Annotated in this window: 13 protein-coding genes; 8 read left to right on the forward strand and 5 right to left on the reverse strand. The window is 68.4% G+C overall.

Annotated features, from left to right (window positions below; all coding sequences use genetic code 11):
* The first annotated feature begins 42 nt into the window (after positions 1 to 42).
* Entirely contained in the window at positions 43 to 3597 is a 3555-nt protein-coding gene (locus ABNK63_RS03630) for an ATP-binding protein (RefSeq protein WP_350016719.1), read from the forward strand.
* The gene (locus tag ABNK63_RS03635; protein ID WP_350016720.1) at positions 3597 to 7154 is read left to right on the forward strand and encodes a two-component regulator propeller domain-containing protein; all 3558 of its coding nucleotides are present in this window, start codon (positions 3597 to 3599) and stop codon (positions 7152 to 7154) included. The genes ABNK63_RS03630 and ABNK63_RS03635 overlap by 1 nt, the downstream gene beginning before the upstream one ends.
* 1 nt (position 7155) lies before the next feature.
* Here ABNK63_RS03635 and ABNK63_RS03640 read toward each other — a convergent pair whose 3' ends face one another.
* Positions 7156 to 7575 carry a DNA polymerase III subunit chi gene (locus tag ABNK63_RS03640; RefSeq protein ID WP_007809447.1) on the reverse strand — a complete coding sequence of 140 codons (420 nt, stop codon included), beginning with the start codon at positions 7573 to 7575 and terminating at the stop codon, positions 7156 to 7158.
* A gap of 85 nt (positions 7576 to 7660) precedes the next feature.
* Positions 7661 to 9145, reverse strand: a complete 1485-nt coding sequence (locus ABNK63_RS03645) for a leucyl aminopeptidase (RefSeq protein WP_350016721.1) — start codon at positions 9143 to 9145, stop codon at positions 7661 to 7663.
* Between the two features lie 98 nt (positions 9146 to 9243).
* Here ABNK63_RS03645 and lptF point away from each other — a divergent pair, with 98 nt between their 5' ends.
* The 3 genes from lptF to ltaE all read left to right on the forward strand — a co-directional run bounded on the left by lptF (position 9244) and on the right by ltaE (position 12813).
* On the forward strand, positions 9244 to 10359 hold the full coding sequence (gene lptF, locus ABNK63_RS03650; RefSeq protein WP_007809451.1) for an LPS export ABC transporter permease LptF: 1116 nt from the start codon (positions 9244 to 9246) through the stop codon (positions 10357 to 10359).
* Entirely contained in the window at positions 10356 to 11456 is a 1101-nt protein-coding gene (lptG, locus tag ABNK63_RS03655; RefSeq protein WP_007809454.1) for an LPS export ABC transporter permease LptG, read from the forward strand. Before lptF ends, lptG begins: the two co-directional genes overlap by 4 nt.
* Positions 11457 to 11793: 337 nt before the next feature.
* Complete coding sequence (gene ltaE, locus ABNK63_RS03660; protein WP_350016722.1) at positions 11794 to 12813, forward strand: low-specificity L-threonine aldolase; 1020 nt, start codon at positions 11794 to 11796, stop codon at positions 12811 to 12813.
* Between the two features lie 885 nt (positions 12814 to 13698).
* Here ltaE and phaZ read toward each other — a convergent pair.
* The 3 genes from phaZ to ABNK63_RS03675 form a co-directional block, all read right to left on the reverse strand.
* Positions 13699 to 14952 (reverse strand): polyhydroxyalkanoate depolymerase, encoded by a 1254-nt coding sequence (phaZ, locus tag ABNK63_RS03665; protein WP_007810178.1) that lies wholly within the window; start codon positions 14950 to 14952, stop codon positions 13699 to 13701.
* 89 nt (positions 14953 to 15041) lie between these two features.
* Positions 15042 to 15809 (reverse strand): methyltransferase domain-containing protein, encoded by a 768-nt coding sequence (locus ABNK63_RS03670; protein ID WP_007810176.1) that lies wholly within the window; start codon positions 15807 to 15809, stop codon positions 15042 to 15044.
* A gap of 55 nt (positions 15810 to 15864) precedes the next feature.
* Positions 15865 to 16368: an RDD family protein gene (locus tag ABNK63_RS03675; RefSeq protein ID WP_350017184.1), complete on the reverse strand. Its 504-nt coding sequence runs from the start codon at positions 16366 to 16368 to the stop codon at positions 15865 to 15867.
* A gap of 49 nt (positions 16369 to 16417) precedes the next feature.
* Here ABNK63_RS03675 and xerD point away from each other — a divergent pair, with 49 nt between their 5' ends.
* The 3 genes from xerD to purL all read left to right on the forward strand — a co-directional run bounded on the left by xerD (position 16418) and on the right by purL (position 22612).
* Positions 16418 to 17335, forward strand: a complete 918-nt coding sequence (xerD, locus tag ABNK63_RS03680) for a site-specific tyrosine recombinase XerD (protein ID WP_350017185.1) — start codon at positions 16418 to 16420, stop codon at positions 17333 to 17335.
* Between the two features lie 192 nt (positions 17336 to 17527).
* Entirely contained in the window at positions 17528 to 18298 is a 771-nt protein-coding gene (locus tag ABNK63_RS03685; RefSeq protein ID WP_350017186.1) for a DsbC family protein, read from the forward strand.
* A gap of 396 nt (positions 18299 to 18694) precedes the next feature.
* Positions 18695 to 22612: a phosphoribosylformylglycinamidine synthase gene (purL, locus tag ABNK63_RS03690; protein ID WP_007810167.1), complete on the forward strand. Its 3918-nt coding sequence runs from the start codon at positions 18695 to 18697 to the stop codon at positions 22610 to 22612.
* The last annotated feature ends 5 nt before the right edge of the window (positions 22613 to 22617 follow it).

Consider the following 22617-nt stretch of genomic DNA (forward strand, 5'->3'; position numbering starts at 1 on the left):
CCAAGGGGAGTTATGGGGAGCGGAACGAGATGGTTGGCCAGGATGGCGCTGGCGCTCGCCTGGCTGCTGCCCGGGCTGGCGGCTGCCGCGGTCGCCCCGTCGGCAGGCGCGGGGGCGCGCTCGTCCGATCCGCTGCCGACGCCGCAATTTCGCCGCTATCAGACCTCCGATGGACTGCCGGGCAGCACGGTGTATGCGGTGGCACAGGATCACCAGGGTGCGATGTGGTTTGGCGTCGGCGTCGACCTGGTGCGTTTCGACGGCGTGGACTTCCGCGTGTTCGGCCACCACTCGGATGATCCGGCGTCGCTGCCCGAAGGTACGGTGTACAGCCTGTTCGTCGACCGCACCGGGGAACTGTGGGTAGGCGGCTTCGGCTCGGGACTGAACCGCTACCGGCGCGACACTGCCGACTTTGCGCATTGGCGGCACGATCCGGCCGACCCGCGCAGCCTGGCCAGCGACAACGTCTGGTCGACGACGCAGACGGTGGACGGCACGCTGTGGGTGGCCACGGACGCCGGTCTGGACCGGATGCTTCCCGACGGCCGGCATTTCGAGCATGTCGGCAATCCACTGGAGAAGGACCCGGCCGCGGGATTCGGGGCCGTGCGTGCCCTGCTGGCGCGGCCGGACGGAAGCTTGTGGATCGGCTCCAGCCAGGGTCTGTTCGTGCGCGGGGCGGATGGCCGGGTGCGCCAGGTGACCATCGATCCGCAGCTGCAGAACCTCAAGATCTGGCGCATCCAGGCCGATGGCGACGACGTGCGCATCGCCGTGCGCGGCGGCCTGCTGCGAATGGACGCCAGCGGTGCGGCGATGCTGTACCGGCCCGCGCAGATCCCCCCCACCGACGTGTACAGCAGCACGCTGGACCAGGCCGGCAACCTGTGGATCAGCACGCGCAGCGGGCTCTACCTGGACGATGGGCGGGCGCATATCCACGCCATCGCGGGCCAGCCCTTGCTGCTGGGCAGCCTGCCGGCGCAGCAGGTGTGGCAGTCGCTGTGCGACAGCGAAGGCGGGCTGTGGTTCGTGATGGGTGATGGCGGCATTGCCTATCTGGCGCCGGGCTGGAACCAGTTCACCCGTTTCACCCACGTGCCGGATGATCAGCACAGCCTGCGCGACAACATGGCCTCGTCGGTGCTGGCCGGTGCGGATGGCTGGCTGTGGGTGGGTGGACACGAGCTGGTCGACCAGCTCGACCCGGTCACCGGCGAGGTGCGGCACGTGGTTTCGGGCCTGCAGGGCAACGTGCTGGACATGGTGGAGGACGCGCGCCAGCGGTTGTGGATCGTCAGCGAAGGCGGTGTCTACCGCTACGCCGGCGGCAAGCTGCAGCAGGTGGATCTGGCCCCCGCGGGCGCCACCCACCCGCGTCGCGTGACCCTCGGTCCGGACCAGCGCATGTACCTGGTGTCCAGTCGCGACGGCTTGTTCCGCATCGATCCGGACACCATGGCGGTCGATCCGAAGCCGGTGGCGCCCGCTGACGAAACCGGCTTCGTCGGCAATCGGCTGACCCGCTGGAACAGCCTCGGCTGGTACGTCGACAAGGGCACGCTGCTGCGCTGGAAGGCGGCTGCCGGCAAGCTCGAAGCGGTCGCCGGCCTGTCGGACGAAGGCTATGTCTACGCGCTGGAGTTCACCGCAGACGGGTTCTGGGCGGCGCGCAACAAGATGTTCGAACGCTACCGGCTGGACGGCGACAAGGTAGTGCGCGAGCAACTGGTGCCGATTCCGCCGAGCTGGCCGTCGATGGTGCTGATCGCCCTGCACGTCGACAACGAGGGACGTTTCTGGCTGTTCTGCAAGAACGGCCTGTGGCGGTTCGACCCGGCCAGCGGCGAGCTGAAATCCTTCGGTCTGCGCAATGGTCTGGTCAATGGCGAAGTGCGCGGCGACTCGCCGGCGATGATGCCCGACGGCACCATCTACGTGGCCAGCCTGGGCGGCGTGTTCGGTTTCCAGCCGGACCGCGTGCCGGCCATCGCCAGCCCGGCGGGCGTGGTGATCACCGCGGCCAGCGTGCGCCGCGATGGCGCGATCCATGATCTGCCGACCCGGGCGGTGCCGATCCAGCTTGCCTGGAGCGACCGCGAGCTGCGTTTCGAGGCGCGTTCCAGTTCCTACGTGGACCCGGGCGCCAATCGCTACCGCTTCCGCCTGCGGGGATTCGACCGCAACTGGGTCGACACCGGCAACCACGGCGAGCGCGAGTTCGCCGGCCTGGGCGCGGGTGACTACACGCTGGAAGTGCAGGCGGCCGGTGCCAACGGACGCTGGGCCGACCTGCAGCAGCCGCTGCGCATCCATGTCGAAGCGCCGCCATGGGAGCGCTGGTGGGCCTGGCTGGCCTACCTGCTGTTGCTGGCGGCCCTGGTCGGCGTGATCCTGCGCAGCTGGCGCCGGCGCCTGGCCCAGCGCCATCACATGCAATTGGTCGAGCAGCAGCGGCAGATGGCCGAGGCGGCCAGCGCGGCGAAGACCCAGTTCCTGGCCACGCTGAGCCACGAGATCCGCACCCCGATGACCGGCGTGATGGGCATGGCCGAACTGCTGCTGAGCACCCCGCTCAATCCGCTGCAGCACGACTACACGCAGGCCATGCAGCGCTCCGGCACGATGCTGCTGAAGCTGCTCAACGACGCGCTGGACCTGGCACGGATCGAGGCCGGTCGGCTGGAGCTGGAGCCGGTCGCGTTCGACCCGCGGCAGTTGCTGGAAGAGGTGGCGCAACTGGAGCAGGGGCTGGCGCATGCGCGGGGCCTGCGCTTCGTGCTGGACATCGCCGCCGGGCTGCCGCCGCAGTTGCTCGGCGATGCGCTGCGGATCAAGCAGGTGTTGCTGAACCTGGCCAACAACGCGCTCAAGTTCACCGAGCAGGGCAGCGTCACCCTGCGTGCGCAACGAATCGAGGGCGGCCTGCAATTCAGCATCGTCGATACCGGCCCGGGCATTCCCGAGGCGAGCCAGGCGCGCCTGTTCCAGCGCTTCGAGCAGGTCGAGGGTCCGCAGCGTCGGGCGGGCAGCGGCCTGGGGCTGGCGATCTGCCGCGAGCTGGTGGACATGATGGGCGGCAGCATCGAACTGGAATCGCGGCTCGCCCACGGCAGCACGTTCCGGGTGCGCTTGCCGCTGGTCGAGCCGCCGGCGTCGCTGCCCACGACGGTACCGTCTTCCGACCGGTGCTATCGCCTGCTGCTGGTGGAGGACGACACCATCGTGGCGGCGGTGATCCGCGGCCTGCTGGAACGCGAACGACACGCGGTGGTGCACGTGGTGAACGGCCTGGCCGCGCTGGCCGAGCTGGCCCAGTCCAGCTTCGATGCCGTGTTGCTGGATCTGGACCTGCCCGGCGTGGACGGGTTCCAGATCGCCCGGTTGATCCGCCAGCGCGAGCACCGGCAACAGCACCTGCCGATCATTGCGGTCACCGCGCGCTCGGGCAACAAGGACGAGGCGATGGCCCGCGATGCGGGCATGGACGGTTTCCTGCGCAAGCCGTTGACCGGCGAGCAGTTGAGCCAGGCGCTGGCGCGGGTGATCGGGCCGGCGGCGGCCACCCCCACCGTTCCGCAGGAAGCGGACTGATGCTGGCGGCCGCCTTGCTGGGCATGGCTCTTGGCGTGGCCGCGCCCGTCGCGCCGGCCGCTGCCGCTGCCGTCGTGCCTGCGGCGAGCGGGCTGTTGCCCACGCCGCAGTTCCGTCGTTACGCCACCACCGACGGCCTGCCCAGCAGCAGCGTGTACGCCGTGGCGCAGGATCGCGACGGCGCGATCTGGTTCGGCACCAAGGGCGGCATCGCCCGTTACGACGGCGTCGACTTCAAGGTGTTCCGGCACGCTGCCGACGACCCCGGCTCGCTGTATGACAACGGCATCGCCAGCCTGCTGTTCGATCGCGACGGCACGCTGTGGGCGGCCGGGCTGGAGGCGGGGCTGAACCGCTACGACGCCGCCAGCGGCCGCTTCACCCACTGGGGCAACGACCCGCACGATCCGGCCAGCCTCAGCAGCGACAAGGTCTGGTCGATGGTTGCCGATGCCGAAGGCAACCTGTGGATCGGCACGGTGCGGGGGCTGGACCGGATGCGGCCGGGTCATCGCGGTTTCGAGCACGTGACCAATCCCCTGCTGGGCACCGATCCGGCCGCGTTCGGCCTGGTCGCTGCGCTCTGTATCGATGATCGGCAACAACTGTGGATCGGCAGCAGCCGCGGACTGTTCCGTCGCGACATCGCCGGCAGCATCCATCGCGTTTCGCAGGACGGCACGGCGTTGCCGATCGATGCCTGGCACATCGATGGCGAAGCCGGAGAGATTCGCGTCGAGAGTACCCACGGCCTGCTGCTGGTGGGCAGCGACGACGTGGCCCGCCCGCTGGCCAGCGTGGGCGCGCCCGACGGCAATGTGTTCGCCAGCGCCCGTGACCGCAACGGGCGCCTGTGGATCGGCACCCAGCATGGCCTGTTCGTGCAGATGCAGCCATCGGCGCCGATGCTGGCAGTGACCGACCAGCCGGTGCTGCACGGAGACCTGCCCGGCACCTGGGTGTGGTCGATGCTGGTCGACCACGAAGGAGGGCTGTGGGTGACCATGCTGGACGGTGGCGTGGGTTACCTCGCGCCCGGCTGGAACGACACCAGCCGCTTCACCCACATCCCCGACGACCCGACCAGCCTGCGCGATTCGATCGTCACAGCGATGGCGCGCGGACACGATGGCCGCGTCTGGGTCGGCGAACGCTCCGGCCGGGTGGACAAGCTCGACCCGCACACCGGCAAGGTCGAGCATGTGCTGTCCGGTCTTGGTGGCGACGTGCTGGGCATGACCCAGGACCCGCAGGAGCGCCTGTGGATCGCGGTGCGTGGCGCACTCTATCGCGACACCCTCGGCCAGCCGCCGCAGCGCATCGACCCGGAAGGCCACTGGCTCAAGCATCCGCTGGAAGTGGAGCCCGGCCCGGACGGGCGCATGTACGCGCGCACGTTCGGCGAAGGCCTGTTCCGCATCGATCAGGACACCCTGGCGGTGACCCGGGTGGCGATGGACCAGCCGAACCAGCGCGTGTTGTGGGGCAGCCAGCTCACCCTGCACGGCGGTTGCTTCTGGTACGCCAGCGATGGCGGCATGCTGCGCATGAGCCCCGATCGCGACCGCTTCGAGGTGATCCCCGGGGTCACCAACGACCGGGCGGTGAACGCGTTCGATTTCGATGACGGCGGCATCTGGATGGTCCGCCCCGACGGTCTCGAGCACTACCACTACCGGGACGACACGCTGGTGCTGGATCGCACCGTCGACGCCTCGCAGGGCTGGCCTTCCATCAACGTCGTCGACCTGCAGGTCGATGCCGCGCAGCGGGTCTGGATGCTCGGTCACGACGGCTTGTGGCGATTCGATCCGCGCACCGGCCGGTTCCGTTCCTTCGGCCTGCAGAACGGCCTGGCCAACGGCGAATTTTCCCGCGGCTACGCCGTCATGCCCGATGGCAACATGTATGCGCCGACGCTGGGCGGTGTGGCGGGCTTCAACCCCGACCGCATCCGTGACGACACCACCGTGTCGCCGCTGGCGGTGACCCGGGTCAGCCTGCGTCGCGACGGCAAGCTGCAGCCACTGGCACCGCAGCAGCAGGCGATCACCCTGGGCTGGAAGGATCGCGGCCTGAACGTCGCGACGCGGCTTTTCTCCTATGTCGACCCGGCGGCGAACCACTATCGGTTCCGCCTGCGCGGTTTCGACAGCACATGGATCGACAACGGCAACCACGGCGAGCGCGAATTCACCGGCCTGGCTCCCGGCGACTACGTGCTGGAGGTGCAGGCCGCGGGCGCCAACGGCCAGTGGGTGCACCTGGCTCATCCGCTGCAGATCCAGGTGCAGGCGCCGCCGTGGCAGCGCTGGTGGGCGTGGCTGGGTTACGTGCTGATCGCGTTGCTGGGCATCTGGTTCGGCCTGTGGATCTGGCGGCGCCGGCTGGCGCGGCGGCACCACGTGGCGATGGTGGAACAGCAGCGGCAGATGGCCGAGGCGGCCAGCGCGGCGAAGAGCCAGTTCCTGGCCACGCTGAGCCATGAGATCCGCACGCCGATGACCGGCGTGATGGGCATGGCCGAACTGCTGCTGAGCACGCCGCTCAACCCGCTGCAGCACGACTACACCCAGGCCATGCAGCGTTCCGGCAGCATGTTGCTGAAGCTGCTCAACGACGCGCTGGACCTGGCCCGCATCGAGGCCGGGCGGCTGGAGCTGGAACCCTCGCCGTTCGACCCGCGCCAGCTGCTCGAAGAGGTGGCGCAACTGGAGCAGGGCCTGGCCCACGCGAAGGGCCTGCGCTTCATCCTGGAGATGTCCGACGACCTGCCGCCGCAATGGGTGGGCGATGCGCTGCGGATCAAGCAGGTGCTGCTGAACCTGGCCAACAATGCGCTGAAGTTCACCGAGCACGGCGAAGTGATCCTGCGCGCGCGGCGATCCGATGACGGCCTGCTGTGCAGCGTCAGCGACACCGGGCCGGGCATTTCCGAGGCCAGCCAGGCACGGCTGTTCCAGCGCTTCGCGCAGGCCGAGAGCCCGCAGCGCCGGGCCGGCAGCGGCCTGGGCCTGGCGATCTGTCGCGAACTGGTCGACATGATGGGTGGCTCGATCGAGCTGGAGTCGCAGCTCGGTCATGGCAGCACCTTTCGTGTGTACATGCCGCTGGCCGAGCCGGCGGTGGCGGCGCCGGTGGACGAGTTCGCCAGCGGGCGGCACTACCGCCTGCTGTTGGTGGAGGACGATCCGATCGTGGCGACGGTGATCTGCGGCCTGCTGGAACGCGAAGGCCATCGGGTCAAGCACGTGGGCAACGGGCTGGCGGCGCTGGGCGAACTGGCCCATGCGCCCTTCGACGCCGCGCTGCTGGATCTGGACCTGCCGGGCGTGGACGGTTTCCAGATCGCCCGGCTGATCCGCCAGCGCGAGCACGCGGGCCAGCACTTGCCGCTGCTGGCGGTCACCGCCCGTTCGGGCACCGGCGACGAGGCGAAGGCGCGCGAGTCGGGCATGGACGGGTTCCTGCGCAAGCCGGTCAGCGGCGAGCAGCTGATCACGGCGCTGGCGCGCGTGGTGCCGGGCACCGTGGCCAGCGAGGAATTGCCCGCCTGAACTACATGTCGTGCTTGCGCACCTCGAAGCCGCGGCGCTGGTATTCGCGCCAGCGCGCCCGCGAACCTTCGCGCGCGTCCGGGTCGGCGGCCACCACTTCCAGCACGCGCTGGTAGTGGCCGGGGGCGCAGGCCTCGCGCAGGTTGATCACCAGCGGACGGTCCGCCGTGTCCACGCCCGGCGGCACGATCAGCACGGCGGTGTGTTCGTCGTCGTCATCGCCGGCCAGCTGGTGCGGGATCATCGCGTCGTCGTCGAATGCCCACAGCAATTCGTCCAGTTCCTCGGCCTCGCTGAAATCGCGGACGAGGATCAGCGTGGGCTGCTGCGCCGCGAACGCCTTCTTCGCCAGCTCGCAGGCCAGCAACAGCGGCTGTTCGCGGAAGCGCGGCTTGTCGATCAGGTAGAAGTCGGCACGCATGGAAGCCGGGAATCGGAATGGAGAATAGGGAATAGTAAAGGCAAAAGCCGCGTTGCGTTCCTGGCTTTTCCGATTCCCGATTTCCCTATTCCCTGTCCAGCAGCCACTGCGCCAGCAGCGCCACCGGGCGGCCGGTGGCCAGGCCCTTGCGACCTTCGTCCCAGGCGGTGCCGGCGATGTCCAGGTGGGCCCAGCGCTGGCCGTCGGTGAAGCGCGACAGGAAGCAGGCGGCGGTGATCGCGCCGGCGCTCTTGCCGCCGATGTTGGCGACGTCGGCGAAGCCGGAGTCGAGCTGGGCCTGGTAGTCGTCCCACAGCGGCAGGCGCCAGGCGCGGTCGAGGGTTTCCTCGCCGGCGGCGAGCAGTTCGGCGGCGAGGTCGTCGTGCTTGCTCATCAGGCCGCTGGCGTGCTTGCCCAGCGCGATCACGCAGGCGCCGGTGAGCGTGGCCGCATCGATCAGCGCCTGCGGCTGGTACGTCTGCGCGGTGTAGGTCAGCGCGTCGCACAGGATCAGTCGGCCTTCGGCGTCGGTGTTGAGCACTTCGATGGTGAGCCCGGACAGGCTGGTCAGCACGTCGCTGGGGCGGTAGCTGTCGCCGTCGGGCATGTTCTCCACGGCCGGCACCACGCAGACCAGGTTGAGCTTGAGGCCCATCTTCACCGCGGCCACGAACGCGCCCAGCACGCCGGCGGCGCCGCCCATGTCGAACTTCATTTCCTCCATGCCGGCGCCAGGTTTCAGGCTGATGCCGCCGGAGTCGAAGGTGACGCCCTTGCCGACGAACGCATACGGCTTGTCGCCGTCGTTGCCGCCCTTGTATTCCAGCGCGATCAGGCGCGGCTTGTTGACCGAGCCGCGGCCCACGGCGAGCAGCGAGCCGAAGCCCAGCTTCTCCATCGCCACTTCGTCGAGCACGTTGCAGCTGACCTTGTCGTGGCCGTCGGCGAAGGCCTGCGCCTGCGCCGCGATATGGGCGGGGTTGCAGATGTTCGGCGGCAGGTTGGCCAGCTCGCGGGCGAAGCGCACGCCTTCGGCGATCGCCACGGCCTGCGCCAGTCCGCTGGCGGCTTCGTCGCCACCGGCGAAGGTCAGCCGGGCCAGTTCGACCTGCTTGCTCCGGTCGCGGGGCTTGAAGGTGGCGGTGTAGCGGTAGGCCGCGTAGTCGCTGGCCAGCGCGGCGATGCGCACGCGCCAGGCACTGTCGCGGCCGGGCACGTCGACGCTGCTGAGGCAGGAGACGGCATCGGCCACCGGCAGCCGACCCAGTGCACGCGCAGCCTCGATGTTCACTTTCTGGAAGCGCGCCGCGTCGAACGACTTCTGCGCGCCCAGCCCCACCACCAGCACGCGCCGTGCGGTGATGCCAGCCGGGGCGAACAGCAGCGTGGTCGAACCGGCCTTGCCGCTGATGTCGCCGCTTTCGATCTGGCGCCTGATCGCGCCGCCGCTGGCGTCGTCCAGCTGGGCAGCCGCGCTGGTCAGCACGCCCTGTTCGTACACGCCGACCATCACGCAGGCACTGTCGACGGTGGCGGGGGCAATGCTGGCGAGGCTGAACTGAAGTGTCATCGGAGGGTTCCTGCATGAGCCCGGCTATGGCCGGACAGGCTAGACTTGCGGTTTGCCGGCGCTGCTGCCGGGCCGGTTCAAGCGGACAAGTTTATCGCATGCTGAGCATCCTCGACCGCTATTTCCTGCGCGAGCTGGCGCAGACCGTGGCCGCCACCGTGGTGGTGCTGCTGGTGATCGTGGCCGGCAGCGCGTTCGCCCACGTGCTGCAGCAGGTCGCCAACGGCAGCTTTCCCGCCAGCGTGATGTTCCAGGTGCTGGGCCTGCGCACGCTCGACGGCCTCACCAACATGATGCCGCTGGCCAGTTTCATCGGCATCCTGCTCGGTCTCGGGCGGATGTACCGCGAAAGCGAGATGCACGTGCTGTCGTCGTCGGGCATGGGGCCGCGCGGACTGCTGCGGCCAGTGCTGATACTGGGCGCCGTGCTGGTCGCGATCACCGCCGGGGTTTCGCTGTGGCTCGGGCCGTGGGCCGTGCGCACCAGTGACGCGATGGTCGCCGCGGCGAACCGTTCGGTGATCGCCGCCGGCCTCGATGCGGGACGCTTCACCGAGCTGCCCGGCAAGGGCGGCATCATCTTCGTCGACAGCCTGAGCCGTGACGGCAGCAAGCTGGGGCGCACCTTCGTGGCGACCCAGAGCGAGGGCAAGGGCGGCCCGGCGCATCTGAAACTGGTCAGTGCCACCAGCGGCGAGCTGTACCAGGAGAGCAACGGCGACGGCCGCTTCATCGCCTTCAAGGACGGCTGGCAATACGACATTCCGCTGGGCGCGAACAACTGGCGGCAGATGCAGTACCAGCGCAACGACACCTCGCTGTCCGAGGTGCGGGCCGACGAGGACGACGATCCCGCGCATTCCAAGAGCAGCTGGGCACTGTTCCAGTCCGATGATCCGGATGATCGCGCCGAGTTCGCCTGGCGCGCCAATGCGCCGCCGCTGACCCTGGTACTGCTGCTGCTGGCGTTGCCGCTGTCGCGGCAGAGTCCGCGTGAACCCAGATACGGCCGGCTGCTGCTGGCGGTGGTCACGTTCTATCTCTACTACACCTTGCTCGCGCTGGGCCGCGCCCAGATCGGCAAGGACCACTGGCACAACCAGGCGCCGCTGTGGGCCCTGCATGCGCTGGTGCTGGGCATGGCCGGCTGGATGCTGTGGAAACAGTATTCCCCGCGCAAGCTGCGGACGCCGCCCACCGGTGTGGCCGCATGAGCATGTTCAACATCAAGCGGGTCGACCGGCTGGTCGCGCTGAGCGTGCTCGGCTCGATGCTGATGGTGTGGCTGGTGCTGACCGGTTTCGACGCGGTCACCCAGTTGCTGCGCCAGCTCGGCAACGTGGGCAAGCACGGCTACACGCTGAGCAATGCGATTGCCTATGTGCTGGTGACATTCCCGCGCCGGGCCTACGAGATGTTCGGCAATGCGGCGCTGATCGGTGGCCTGCTGGGCCTGGGTGGGCTGGCCGGGACCGGCGAGCTGACTGCCTTGCGCGCCGCCGGCATGTCGCGGTTGCGCATCGCCGGTTCGGCGGTGGGCGTGGTCGCGGTACTGATCGTGGGCGTGGTGATCATGGGCGAGACGCTGGCGCCGTGGGGCGACCAGCAGGCGCAGGTGATGCAGGCGCGGATGAAGTCCGGCAACCTCGGCATGACCTCCAGCAGCGGACTGTGGGCACGCGACGGCGATGACGTGATCAATGCACGCGGCACCTCGCTGAAGCAGCATGACGGCCTGGCCACCGTGCAGCTCAGCGACGTGCGCATCTTCAACTTCAGCAGGGATGGCCAGCTGCATCGCTTCACCTGGGCCAGGACCGCCCAGCACGACGGCAGGCAATGGATGCTGCACGACGTGCGCATCACCACGCTGGACGAAGCCGGCACGCATGCGAGCACCGAGGCGGAGTTGCCGTGGAAGTCCACGCTGAATCCGCAGGTGCTGGCGCAGTCGGTGATCCAGCCGCAGTACCTGTCGATGCGCGACCTGCGCCGCAACATGGATTACCTGGAAGGCAACGGGCAGAGTCCCGGCAGCTATGCGGTGGCATTCTGGGGACGCGCGCTGTATCCGCTCAACGTGCTGGTGCTGGTGTTGTGCGCGATGCCGTTCGCGTTCGGGTCGCTGCGTTCGGGTGGCCTCGGCAAGCGCATGTTCATCGGCATCCTGCTGGCGCTGGGCTGGTATTTCCTGCAGCAGGCGATGGTGAACTTCGGTACGGTCTACGGCATGCCGCCGCTGCTGGCCAACCTGCTGCCAGCGGTGATCCTGGTGCTCGTCGCCTGGTTGTACTTCCGGCGACGGGTCTGATCGCCGCCGCTGTCTTTCCCCGGCAGTGTGACTGCGTTCTCAGCATCGTCGACCCGCCCACCCCCACTATCGGATGGACGCCGGGGCGATGCCTGCCCCGCGTCATCGCAGGACGGAAGCCGCCGGCTTCCGTCATCACCAACTCTCGGGGGGGAGTCATGTCCAAGCCTTTCTGGCACAAGGATGCCTGCGGATTCTGGTTGATCGCCTGTATTCAGCTGAGCGCTTCGGCCGGCTGGGCGATGGTGCATTACCAGCTGCTGCAATAACCGGATCAACTTGCCGGCGATGACGGATCGAGCCAAGCTGTCGGCTTTGCCGACAGCAGGGGTGAGCCGTGGAATGGGTTGATCTGCGCAGCGATACGGTGACGCGGCCGACGGCCGCGATGCGCGAAGCGATGCTCGGTGCCGAGGTCGGCGACGACGTCTACGGCGAAGATCCCACCGTCAACGCGCTGCAGCGGCGACTGGCCGACGAGCTCGGTTTCGACGCCGGCCTGTTCGTGCCCAGCGGCACGCAATCCAACCTGCTGGCCCTGCTGGCGCATTGCGAGCGCGGCGACGAATACCTGGTCGGCATGGACGCGCATACCTACAAGTTCGAGGGCGGTGGCGCGGCAGTGCTGGGCTCGATCCAGCCGCAACCGATCGTGCACGCCGACGACGGCACGCTGCCGCTGGCGCGGATCGAGGCGGCGATCAAGCCGGTCGATCCGCACTTCGCGCGGACGCGTCTGCTGGCGCTGGAAAACACCTGGCACGGCCGCACGCTGCCGCTGGATTACCTGGTCGCCGCGCACGACGTGGTGCGCTCGCATGGCCTCGGTCTGCACCTCGATGGCGCACGCCTGTTCAACGCCGCCGTGGCGTGCGGCGTGCCGGCGCGCGAGATCGCGCGGCATTTCGACACCGTCTCGATATGCCTGTCGAAAGGCCTCGGCGCGCCGGTGGGTTCGGTACTGGTCGGCTCGCACGCGCTGATCGACAAGGCGCGCCGCTGGCGCAAGGTCACCGGCGGCGGCTGGCGCCAGGCCGGCATGCTCGCCGCGGCGGGCATGCACGCGCTGGATCATCATGTGACGCGGCTGGCGCAGGATCATCATCGCGCCGAATATCTGGCGGGCCGCCTGCGCGAGGTCGCCGGCATCGACCTGCTGGGCCAGTACACCAACATGGTCTTCATCGACGTGCCGGCCGAACGCCTGCGCGATCTGGACGTCCATTTGCGCGCGGCCGGCATCCGCATCAGCATCGGCTACCTGCCCACACTGCGCCTGGTGACGCATCTGGATGTCGACGATGACGGCATCGAACGCACGGCCACCGCGTTCCGCGAGTTTTTCGCGCGGCATTGATTGTCTGCTTCTCGTCGGCTTGCTGCGCAGGCCGCTTTTGCCGGCCCTTGCGCATCAGAGCGAAAAGCTTTCGTCTGCCTGCGGCAGCCGAGCCACGTTTCTCTGTGTGGCCAGAGAAACGTGGCCCAAAGAGAGGCCACCCCGCTTCCGCGCTTTCCGGGCATCGGGCAACTGCTCCTGCGTTGCCTCAACTCGGGCATCCATGCCCTCGCCTGCCCGGAAAGTCCGCGAGTCGGGGCCGGGCTTTTCGAACGGACATCCTGTCCGTGCGAAAAGGAGCCGACATCCCTGTCGGCTCCCGCTACGCGGCCTGTCGCCCCCGCCTCGCCGCTGCAGAGGGGCCCCGGGCAGAGCGACGCGCATCCTGCGCGTACTTTTCAGAAGAGCCGGATCAAGAGCAGAGCTGCGGCAACCCGGAGCTTTTGCTTTTCAGCTTCATCATCGAGTGCGCGCTGGGAGCGCGCTGCTCTACCTGGGGCCCCTATGGCGCGGCGGGTGGGCGGAGGAAAGGCCCCGCAGGGGTGGCCGGCAGGGATGCCGGCCAGTTCGACGTCAGTCCATGGATGGACTGTCGGCGAACCCCCGGAGCCCGCCCGCGCACCTGGAGGGCAGGCGAGGGCATGGATGCCCGAGTTGAGGCAACGCAGGAGCAGTTGCCCGATGCCCGGAAGGCGCGCCATCGGGGTGGCCTTTCTCTTGGGTTACTTTCTCTTTGGCCACTCAAAGAGAAAGTGACTCGGTCGCCGAAGGCGATCGACCGCTCTGCACTTGAGCTCTCGCTTTTCTGGGCATAACGCGAGAACAGAACTTGCCCTCCGAAGGAGGACGAAAGTCCATCACTCTGAAGCCAACGAAACGCGCCGCGCAGCGGATAACCTGCCAGCGCTACTTCGCCACCTGATCAAACTTGCGGATGAAATCCCGCACCTGCGGGTACACCGTTTCGCGCCAGCGGCGGCCGCTGAAGATGCCGTAGTGGCCAGCGCCTTCGATCACCCGGTGGGCGCGGCGCCCGGCCGGGATGCTGCTGCACAGGTCGTGTGCCGCTTCGGTCTGGCCCAGGCCGGAGATGTCGTCCAGTTCGCCCTCGATGGTGAGCAGGGCGCTGCGCTTGATCGCCGAGGGATCGACCCGTTCACCGGCCACGTCCCACAGGCCGCGTGCCAGCAGGAACTGCTGGAACACCTTCTCGATGGTGTCGAGGTAGAACGCCGCCGGCATGTCCAGCACGGCGTTGTATTCGTCGTAGAACTTGCGGTGCGATTCGGCATCGTCCTGGTCGCCGCGCAGCAGGTCCTGGTAGAAATCCCAGTGCGAAGTCATGTGCCGGCCAGGGTTCATCGCGATGAAGCCGGCGTGCTGCAGGAAACCGGGATAGACCTCGCGTCCGCGCCCCGGGTAATTCGGCGGCACGGTATGGATCACGTTGCCCTTGAACCACGACAGCGGTCGCTGGGTGGCGAGGTTGTCGACGCTGGTGGGGCTGCGCCGGGGGTCGATCGGGCCGCCCATCATGGTCAGGCTGCGCGGGGTATCCTCGCCGCGCGCGGCCATCAGCGACACCGCCGCCAGCACCGGCACGGTCGGCTGGCATACGGAGATCACGTGCAGGCTGGCAGCGCCGATGTGACGGATGAACTCCTCGACGCAGGCGACATAGTCGTCCAGTCCGAACGTGCCTTCGGCCGCCGGCACCATGCGTGCGTCGACCCAGTCGGTGATGTACACCTTGTGGTCGCGCAGCAGGGTGCGCACGGTATCGCGCAGCAGCGTGGAGTGATGGCCGGACAGTGGCGCCACCACCAGCACCACCGGATCGTTCTTCATCTTCTCGATGGTCGAGGGATCGTCGCTGAAACGCTTGAAGCGCTTGAGCTGGCAGAACGGCCTGGCCAGCGCGACCCGTTCGATCACCGCGATCTCGTGGTCATGCGCGGTGGCGCTGTGGATGCCGAACTCCGGCTTTTCGTAATCCTTGCCCAGCCGGTGCATCAGCTCGTAACCGGCGGCCAGCCGTTGCGCGCCCGGCACCTGGGCAAACGGACTGCTGGTGTCGTTGAGCATGTTCGCGCTGGCCTGCGCGAAATGGCTCAGCGGGCCGAGGAACGCACGTTGCCACTCATGGATCTGATAGAGCATCGAAGGGGGATTGCCGGGACGAAAGCAGCCATCTTAGCGCCGTTTTGGCGGTGCGTGTTGCGATGCCGCAGCGGCGGCTCCCAATCCAATCAGTGGCTTGGCGCTGTCGCTGGCCGATACGTGCAGCGCAGCAGCACCTCGTCGACGCCAGCGGTGTCGCCCAGTCCCGCATGCCATTGCAGCGGTTTCTGGAAGCGCAGCCCGATCGGCATGAAGACCCGGTTGTACCACCACATCGCGCGTTCGCGCTGGTGCGTGAGGTACCACTGGCCCAGCGCCAGCAGGCGCGAGGAGCCCGGTTGCATGCCGTAGACCGCGCTCTGTTCCAGGACGAAACCATGTGCAGCCAGCCGGGCCAGGATTTCCGCCGGTTCGTAGCGTCGGTAATGGCCCACGAACTCGTCGAAGGCGGTCCACGCCTGCGGATGCAGCGGCACCGACAGCAGCACGCTGGCGCCCGGTGCGGCGACGCGGGCCAGTTCGGCCAGTGCGCCGTCGTCATCGGCGACGTGTTCGAGGATGTCGAGCGCGCAGACCAGGTCAAAACTGGCGTCGGCGCAGGGCAGCTGACCGATCATCCCGTGGATCGCGTTGCCGCCGCCGGCCCGCAGCCGGCGCAGCGCGGCATGGCTGAGGTCGACGAAACAGGTGCCGGCCAGCGGTAGTCGCGGGCGCAGGCCCGGCGCCACTTCCAGCCGGCGCGGCGCAGCCTCGGCCAGCTCGCGCGACAGCGGCCAGGTATTGAAACGTTCCGGCCCGATCAGCCTGGCCGCGGACCACAGCGATTCGTAGAAGCCGCGGTTGATGCGGACCAGGTCGGCATCGCTGCGGCTGGTGTCGGCTCGGCTTCGGGTCATCGGCGGATTGAACCTTTCCCGGGCTGAGCACGGCGTGAAGCCGGACGCTGCGGCCTCAATCGAGCCGACGCACTTCGGTGCCCGCCGCGAAATCGTGCACGGCGCGCCGGCGAAGATCGAACAGCGCCACGGCAAACCAGCCCGCCCACACCACCAGCAGCGTCCACAGCGTGGTGCGCAGACCGAACGCGGGCGCCAGCAGCAACAGCACCATCGGCGCACCGGCCACCAGCAGGCGGATCACCGCCTGCTGCAAGGTCACCGTGCCGCCATCGTCGCGGGTCACCCGGATGCGCCACGGCCGCATGCCCACGGTCTGTCCGCCGCGCCGCCACGAACTGATGAAGTACGCCGCCACCACCAGGCCCTGCAGGCACTGGTACCAGAGCGGGATCACGGTCTTCGCGCCGGTGGTGATCAGCTTGCCGCCGGTGGCGAGCTGGCACAGCAGGCCTACCACCATCACGATCGCCACCACGATCAGCAGGTCGTAGACCAGCGCCAGCAGGCGGCGCCACAGCGGGCAGGGGGCAGGGGCGGCGGTGGAATCTGCGGGCATCGTGTCCGGTCGCTTGCGTCGGGCGCGCGCAATGGCCAGCATCGTGCGCATGGAGAAGGAAATGATCCGCGACAGTATCGCCGAAGCCGACCGCCGCAGCATCGCCGCGTTCGTCGAGCGGGTGTGGTCGGAGGACGGCCTGGCCGATCGCACGCTGGAAGCGTATCGGCGCGACCTGGAATCGCTGGCCGCATGGCTGGCCAGCCACGGTCGCGAGCTGGCCACGGCGCGGCGCGAGGACATTTCCGCCTATCACGGCAGCCAGGCGGTGGCGGTGCGATCGCTGGCGCGACGGCAGTCGGCGTTCCGCCGCTACTACGCGTTCCGGGTCCGCAACGAGCCCGGCTTCGCCGATCCCACCTTGCTGATCGAGCGTCCGAAGCTGCCGCGCAGCCTGCCCAAGGCGCTGGCCGAACGCGAGATCGACGGCCTGCTGCAGGCGCCGGACAGCACCACCATGCTGGGCCTGCGCGATCGCGCGATGCTGGAACTGATGTACGCCTCCGGCCTGCGCGTATCCGAGCTGGTCGAACTGCCGCTGGCCGCGCTGAATCCCCGCCAGGGCGTGCTGCGGGTGACCGGCAAGGGCGGCAAGGACCGCCTGGTGCCGGTCGGCGAAGAGGCGCTGGCACACATCGGCAAGTACCTGGCCGATGCCCGTCCCGCACTGGCGAAGGGACGACAGCCCGCGGCGCTGTTCCTCAGCCAGCGCGGCGAGGGCATGACCCGGCAGATGTTCTGGACCCTGGTCAAGCGCTACGCGCTGCGCATCGGCATCAACCCGAAACGCATCTCGCCCCACGTGCTGCGCCACTCCTTCGCCACCCACCTGCTCAACCACGGCGCCGACCTGCGCGCCCTGCAGATGCTGCTGGGCCACAGCTCGCTCAGCACCACGCAGATATACACGCTGGTGGCGAAGGAAGGATTGAAGCGGCTGCATGCGCAGCATCATCCCCGGGGGTGATGGCGGATTGCCGTGAGATGCCTGGGTCGGGGAGTGCAATGGCGCGGTGCCGGCGTGGCTGGCTGGCGGGGAGATTCCGGCGCAACCCCGGCCCTGCCATTCCGTCGCACACCCCGGACGAGCCCTCGGCCTGTGCGAGAATGGGCGATACCGTCGATCCCCGCGACGGATCGATGAACGAGGCTGGTGATGCTGAAGAATCTTGTGTTGGCGCTGTGCCTGGGTGGTCTTTCGCTGAGTGCCTGCGCCGTGCAGAACGAGCCGGCGGCGGCCGCCACTGCTGCGGTGACGCCGGCCGTGCGCGAGATGGTGCAGAAGGCGATCCGCAGCCTGGCGCCGAACATCAACGTGGACGTGATCGAGCCGGCGCCGATGCCGGGCTTCTACCAGGTGATCGCCTCGGGCCAGATGCTCTACATCAGCGCCGACGGCAAGTACATGATGCACGGCGACCTGATCGACCTGGGCCGCAAGCAGAATGCCAGCGACGACGCCTGGGCGCGCTTCCGCAAGGCCGAACTGGCCAAGGTGCCGGAATCCGAGCGCATCGTCTATGCGCCGGCCAACCCGAAGTACACGATTTCCGTGTTCACCGACGTCAATTGCGGCTTCTGCCGTGCGCTGCATGAACACATCGCGGACTTCAACAAGGAAGGCATCGCGGTGGAATACCTGGCCTGGCCGCGCGAAGGCCTGGTGACCACCGCCGGTGGCCCCACGCCGACCTATACCGAAATGGTGTCGGTATGGTGCGCCAAGGACCGCAAGGCAGCGTTCACCGCGGCCAAACAGGGGCGCCCGCCCGCGCCGACGACCTGCTTGAACCCGGTCAAGGACCAGTTCAACCTGGGCGTGAGGCTGGGCGTCAACGGCACCCCGGCGATCTACGGCCCGGACGGCCGCACCCTGGGTGGCTACGTGACGCCCGAACAGCTGCTGCAGGCGTTGAAGCAGGGCGGCTGATTCCCGATGCTCCCTCCCTGCAAGGCAGGGTGGAGCGAATGTGTGATTCCCTGCCTTGCTCCCTCCCCTGCGCAGCAGGGGAGGGCTGGGGTGGGGTGCTCTTTGCGGCAGGATCAAGAGCGACCCCTCCTAATCTCCCCCTACGCGAAGGGAGGGGGGCAAAAGCCAGGGGCGCGGCTTCGCTGGGACGGCTTGGGTAGCCGGGGCTACCCCCTCCCAACCTCCCCCTGCTAGCAGGGGGAGGGGCGAACGTGTCTTCGGCGTAGCCGAAGACGGCTTGAGCTGGAAGGGGGCCGGCGCAGCCGAAGACGGCTTGAGCTGGAAGGGGGGTCTCGGCGTAGCCGAAGACGGCTTGAGCTAGAATGGGCAATTCCCTCGCATAGCTTCGTTCCCCGCATGATCGCACTCGACGGGCAGAACGCCCTCTCGCCGTTCCGCCTCGAACGCCTCAATGCCCACCTTGATGCCCTGCATCATGGCGTGCGCGTGCAGGCGTCGTGGTTCGTCCATTTCATCGATGCCGACAGCGCGCCCACCGGCGAGCTGCGCCAGCGGCTGCTGGCCGTGCTGGAGGCGAAGGACGCCGCGCCGGAACCGGCCACGCTGTGGGTGGTGCCGCGGCTGGGCACGATTTCGCCGTGGTCGAGCAAGGCCACCGACATCCTGCATGGCGCCGGTTTCGATGTGCCTGGCTTCAACCTGCGTCGGGTGGAGCGCGGGCAGGCCTGGCTGGTCGCCGGGCTGCCGGCGGAGGATGCGCCCGATCACGCCGCGATCCTGGCGGTGCTGCATGACGCGATGACCCAGTCGGTGCTGACCCGCATCGACGAGGCGCAGGGCCTGTTCCTGGCCGGGACACCCGGCGACCTGGTGCACGTCACGCTCGGCGCCGATCCGCAGGCGGCGCTGGCCGAGGCGAACCGGCGGCTGGGCCTGGCGCTGGCCGACGACGAGATCGAGTACCTGGTCGATCGCTACGCCGAGCTGGGCCGCGATCCCACCGACGCCGAACTCTTCATGTTCGCCCAGGCCAACTCCGAGCATTGCCGGCACAAGGTGTTCAACGCCAGCTGGACGGTGGATGGCGAGGAACAGGACAAGAGCCTGTTCGGCATGATCAAGCACACCCATCAGCAGTCGCCCGCGCATACGCTGTCCGCCTATTCGGACAACGCCGCGGTGATCGAAGGCAGCACCGGCCGCCGCTTCTTTGCCGATCCGGCCGATCGCGTGTGGCGGGGCCACGAGGAACGCATCGACTTCGCGATCAAGGTGGAAACGCACAACCATCCCACCGCGATCGCGCCGTGGCCCGGTGCCGCCACCGGCGCCGGTGGCGAGATCCGCGACGAGGGCGCGACCGGCCGCGGGGGCAAGCCGAAGGCCGGCCTCACCGGTTTTTCGGTCTCCGACCTGCGCATTCCCGGCCATCCGCAGCCGTGGGAAGTGCAGCGGCCGCTGCCGCCGCGCATGGCCAGCGCGTTCGAGATCATGCGCGACGGCCCGCTGGGCGCGGCCGCGTTCAACAACGAGTTTGGCCGTCCCTGTCTGGGCGGCTATTTCCGCAGCTATGAAGCCGAGCTGCCCGGCCAGCCCGGTTTCCGCCGCGGCTACGACAAGCCGATCATGCTGGCCGGCGGCCTGGCCAACCTGCGCCCTGGCCACGTGCTGAAGCGCCCGGTGCAGCCGGGCAACAAGGTGATCGTGCTGGGCGGCCCGGCGATGCTGATCGGCCTGGGCGGTGGCGCGGCCTCGTCGGTGGCCGGCGGCGCGTCGAGCGCGGAGCTGGACTTCGCCTCGGTGCAGCGCGACAACGCCGAGATGGAGCGGCGCTGCCAGGAAGTGATCGACGCCTGTTGCGCCCGCGGCGACGCCAACCCGATCGTCAGCGTGCATGACGTGGGCGCCGGCGGCCTGTCCAACGCAATCCCCGAGCTGCTCAACGATGCCAGCGTCGGCGGCGTGATCGACCTGTCGAAGATCCCCTGCGACGACCCCTCGCTGTCGCCGATGCAGGTGTGGAGCAACGAGTCGCAGGAGCGCTACGTGCTCGCCATCGCGCCGGAGAACCTCGCGGAATTCGAGGCCATGTGCCAGCGCGAGCGCTGCCCGTACGCCGTCGTCGGTGACGCCACCGTCGAACGCCGCCTGCTGGTGACGCGTGCCGCTGTTGCTTCTGACGATTCCCGATTCCCGATTCCCGATTCCCGGGAGGTCGTCATCGACCTCCCCATGGACGTGCTGTTCGGCAAGCCGCCGCGGATGCATCGCGATGCGAAGCGGATCAAGCCGCGCATCGATCTGGTGCCGGATCTGTCCGGCGTGGGCATGGACGAGGCCCTGCTGCGCGTGTTGCGCCTGCCTACCGTGGGCAGCAAGAGCTTCCTGATCAACATCGGCGACCGCACCGTCGGCGGCCTCAACCATCGTGATCCGATGGTCGGCCCGTGGCAGGTGCCGGTGGCCGATTGCGCGGTGACGATGGCCGACTTCGACGGCTACGCCGGCGAGGCGATGGCGATGGCCGAACGCGCGCCGGTGGCCGTGCTGAACAGCGCCGATGCGGCGCGACTGGCGGTGGGCGAGGCGATCACCAACCTGGCCGCCGCGTCGATCGCCAGCCTCGGCGACATTCGGCTGTCGGCCAACTGGATGGCCGCGGTGAATCATCCGGGCGAAGACGCCGCGCTGTTCGACGCGGTCAAGGCGGTGGGCATGGAACTGTGCCCCGCACTGGACATCTCGATCCCGGTCGGCAAGGACTCGCTGTCGATGCAGACCGTGTGGCACGACGGCCAGACCGACCAGCGCACGGTGTCGCCGGTGTCGCTGGTGATCACCGGCTTTGCCCGCGTCACCGACGTGCGCCGCACGCTCACGCCGCAACTGCGGCTGGATCGCGGGCATTCGGAACTGTGGCTGATCGATCTGGGCGCGGGTCGCGATCGCCTCGGCGGTTCCTGCCTCACCCAGGTATTCAACCGTTCCGGTGGCGTGCCGCCGGACCTGGATGATCCGAAACGCCTCAAGGCACTGTTCGAGCTGATCCAGGAAGCGAACGCCGCCGGCATCCTGCTGGCCTATCACGATCGTTCCGACGGTGGCGTCATCACCACCCTGATGGAGATGGCCTTCGCCGGCCACTGCGGCCTGGAAATCCATCTGGACGGCTGGGCCGAGGCGACCCTGCGCGCGCTGTTCAACGAGGAACTCGGCGCGGTGGTGCAGGTGGCCGAGGCCAACCGCGAGGCGTTCGAGGCGCTGCTGGTGAAGTACGGCCTGGCCGGCATCGGTTACCGCATCGGGCGGCCCAAGGAAAAACTGGGCATCAAGCTGTTCCTCGGCGACGAGACCTTGTTCAAGTGGAACTGGAGCACGCTGTTCAAGGCGTGGAACGAGACCAGCCACGCGATGCAGCGCCAGCGCGACAACCCGCAAAGCGCAGACGCCGAACTGGAATGGCGGATGGACGATGCCGACCCGGGCATCAGCCCGAAGCTCAGCTTCGATCCGGCGCAGAACGTGGCGGCGCCGTTCATTGCCAGCGGCGAGCGTCCACGCATCGCGATCCTGCGCGAGCAGGGCGTCAACGGCCAGGTGGAAATGTCGGCGGCCTTCACCCGCGCCGGCTTCGACGCGGTGGACGTGCACATGTCCGACCTGGCCAGCGGGCGGGTGAAGCTGGCGGATTTCCGCGGCTTCGCGGCCTGCGGCGGTTTCTCCTACGGCGACGTGCTCGGTGCCGGTCGCGGCTGGGCCACCTCGATCCTCTACAACGACATGCTGCGCGAGCAGTTCAGCGCGTTCTTCGCCGACCCGACCAGGTTCGCGCTGGGCGTGTGCAACGGTTGCCAGATGCTGTCGCAGCTGAAGGAGATCATCCCCGGCGCCCAGCACTGGCCGAAGTTCCTGCGCAATGCGTCGGAGCAGTACGAGTCGCGCCTGGTCACGCTGGAGATCCTCGACACGCCGAGCCTGTTCTTCAAGGGCATGGCCGGTTCGCGGATTCCGGTGGCAGTGGCGCACGGCGAGGGCCGGGTGAGCTTCCCCCAGGTGTGCAGTCCGTCGAAGTCGAACGGCGCGGTGCGTTTCGTCGACAACCGCGGCAAGCCGACCGAAAGCTTCCCGCTCAACACCAACGGCTCGCCCGGTGGCCTGGCCGGCTTCACTGCCGCCGATGGCCGCGTCACGATCATGATGCCGCACCCCGAGCGCGTGTTCCGCACGGCACAGCTCAGCTGGCATCCGGACAGCTGGGGTGAGGATTCGCCGTGGATGCGCATGTTCCGCAACGCGCGCGTGTGGTGCGGCTGAACCTC

It is taken from the genome of Rhodanobacter sp. IGA1.0 (genome assembly GCF_040208325.1).
GTDB lineage: Bacteria > Pseudomonadota > Gammaproteobacteria > Xanthomonadales > Rhodanobacteraceae > Rhodanobacter > Rhodanobacter spathiphylli.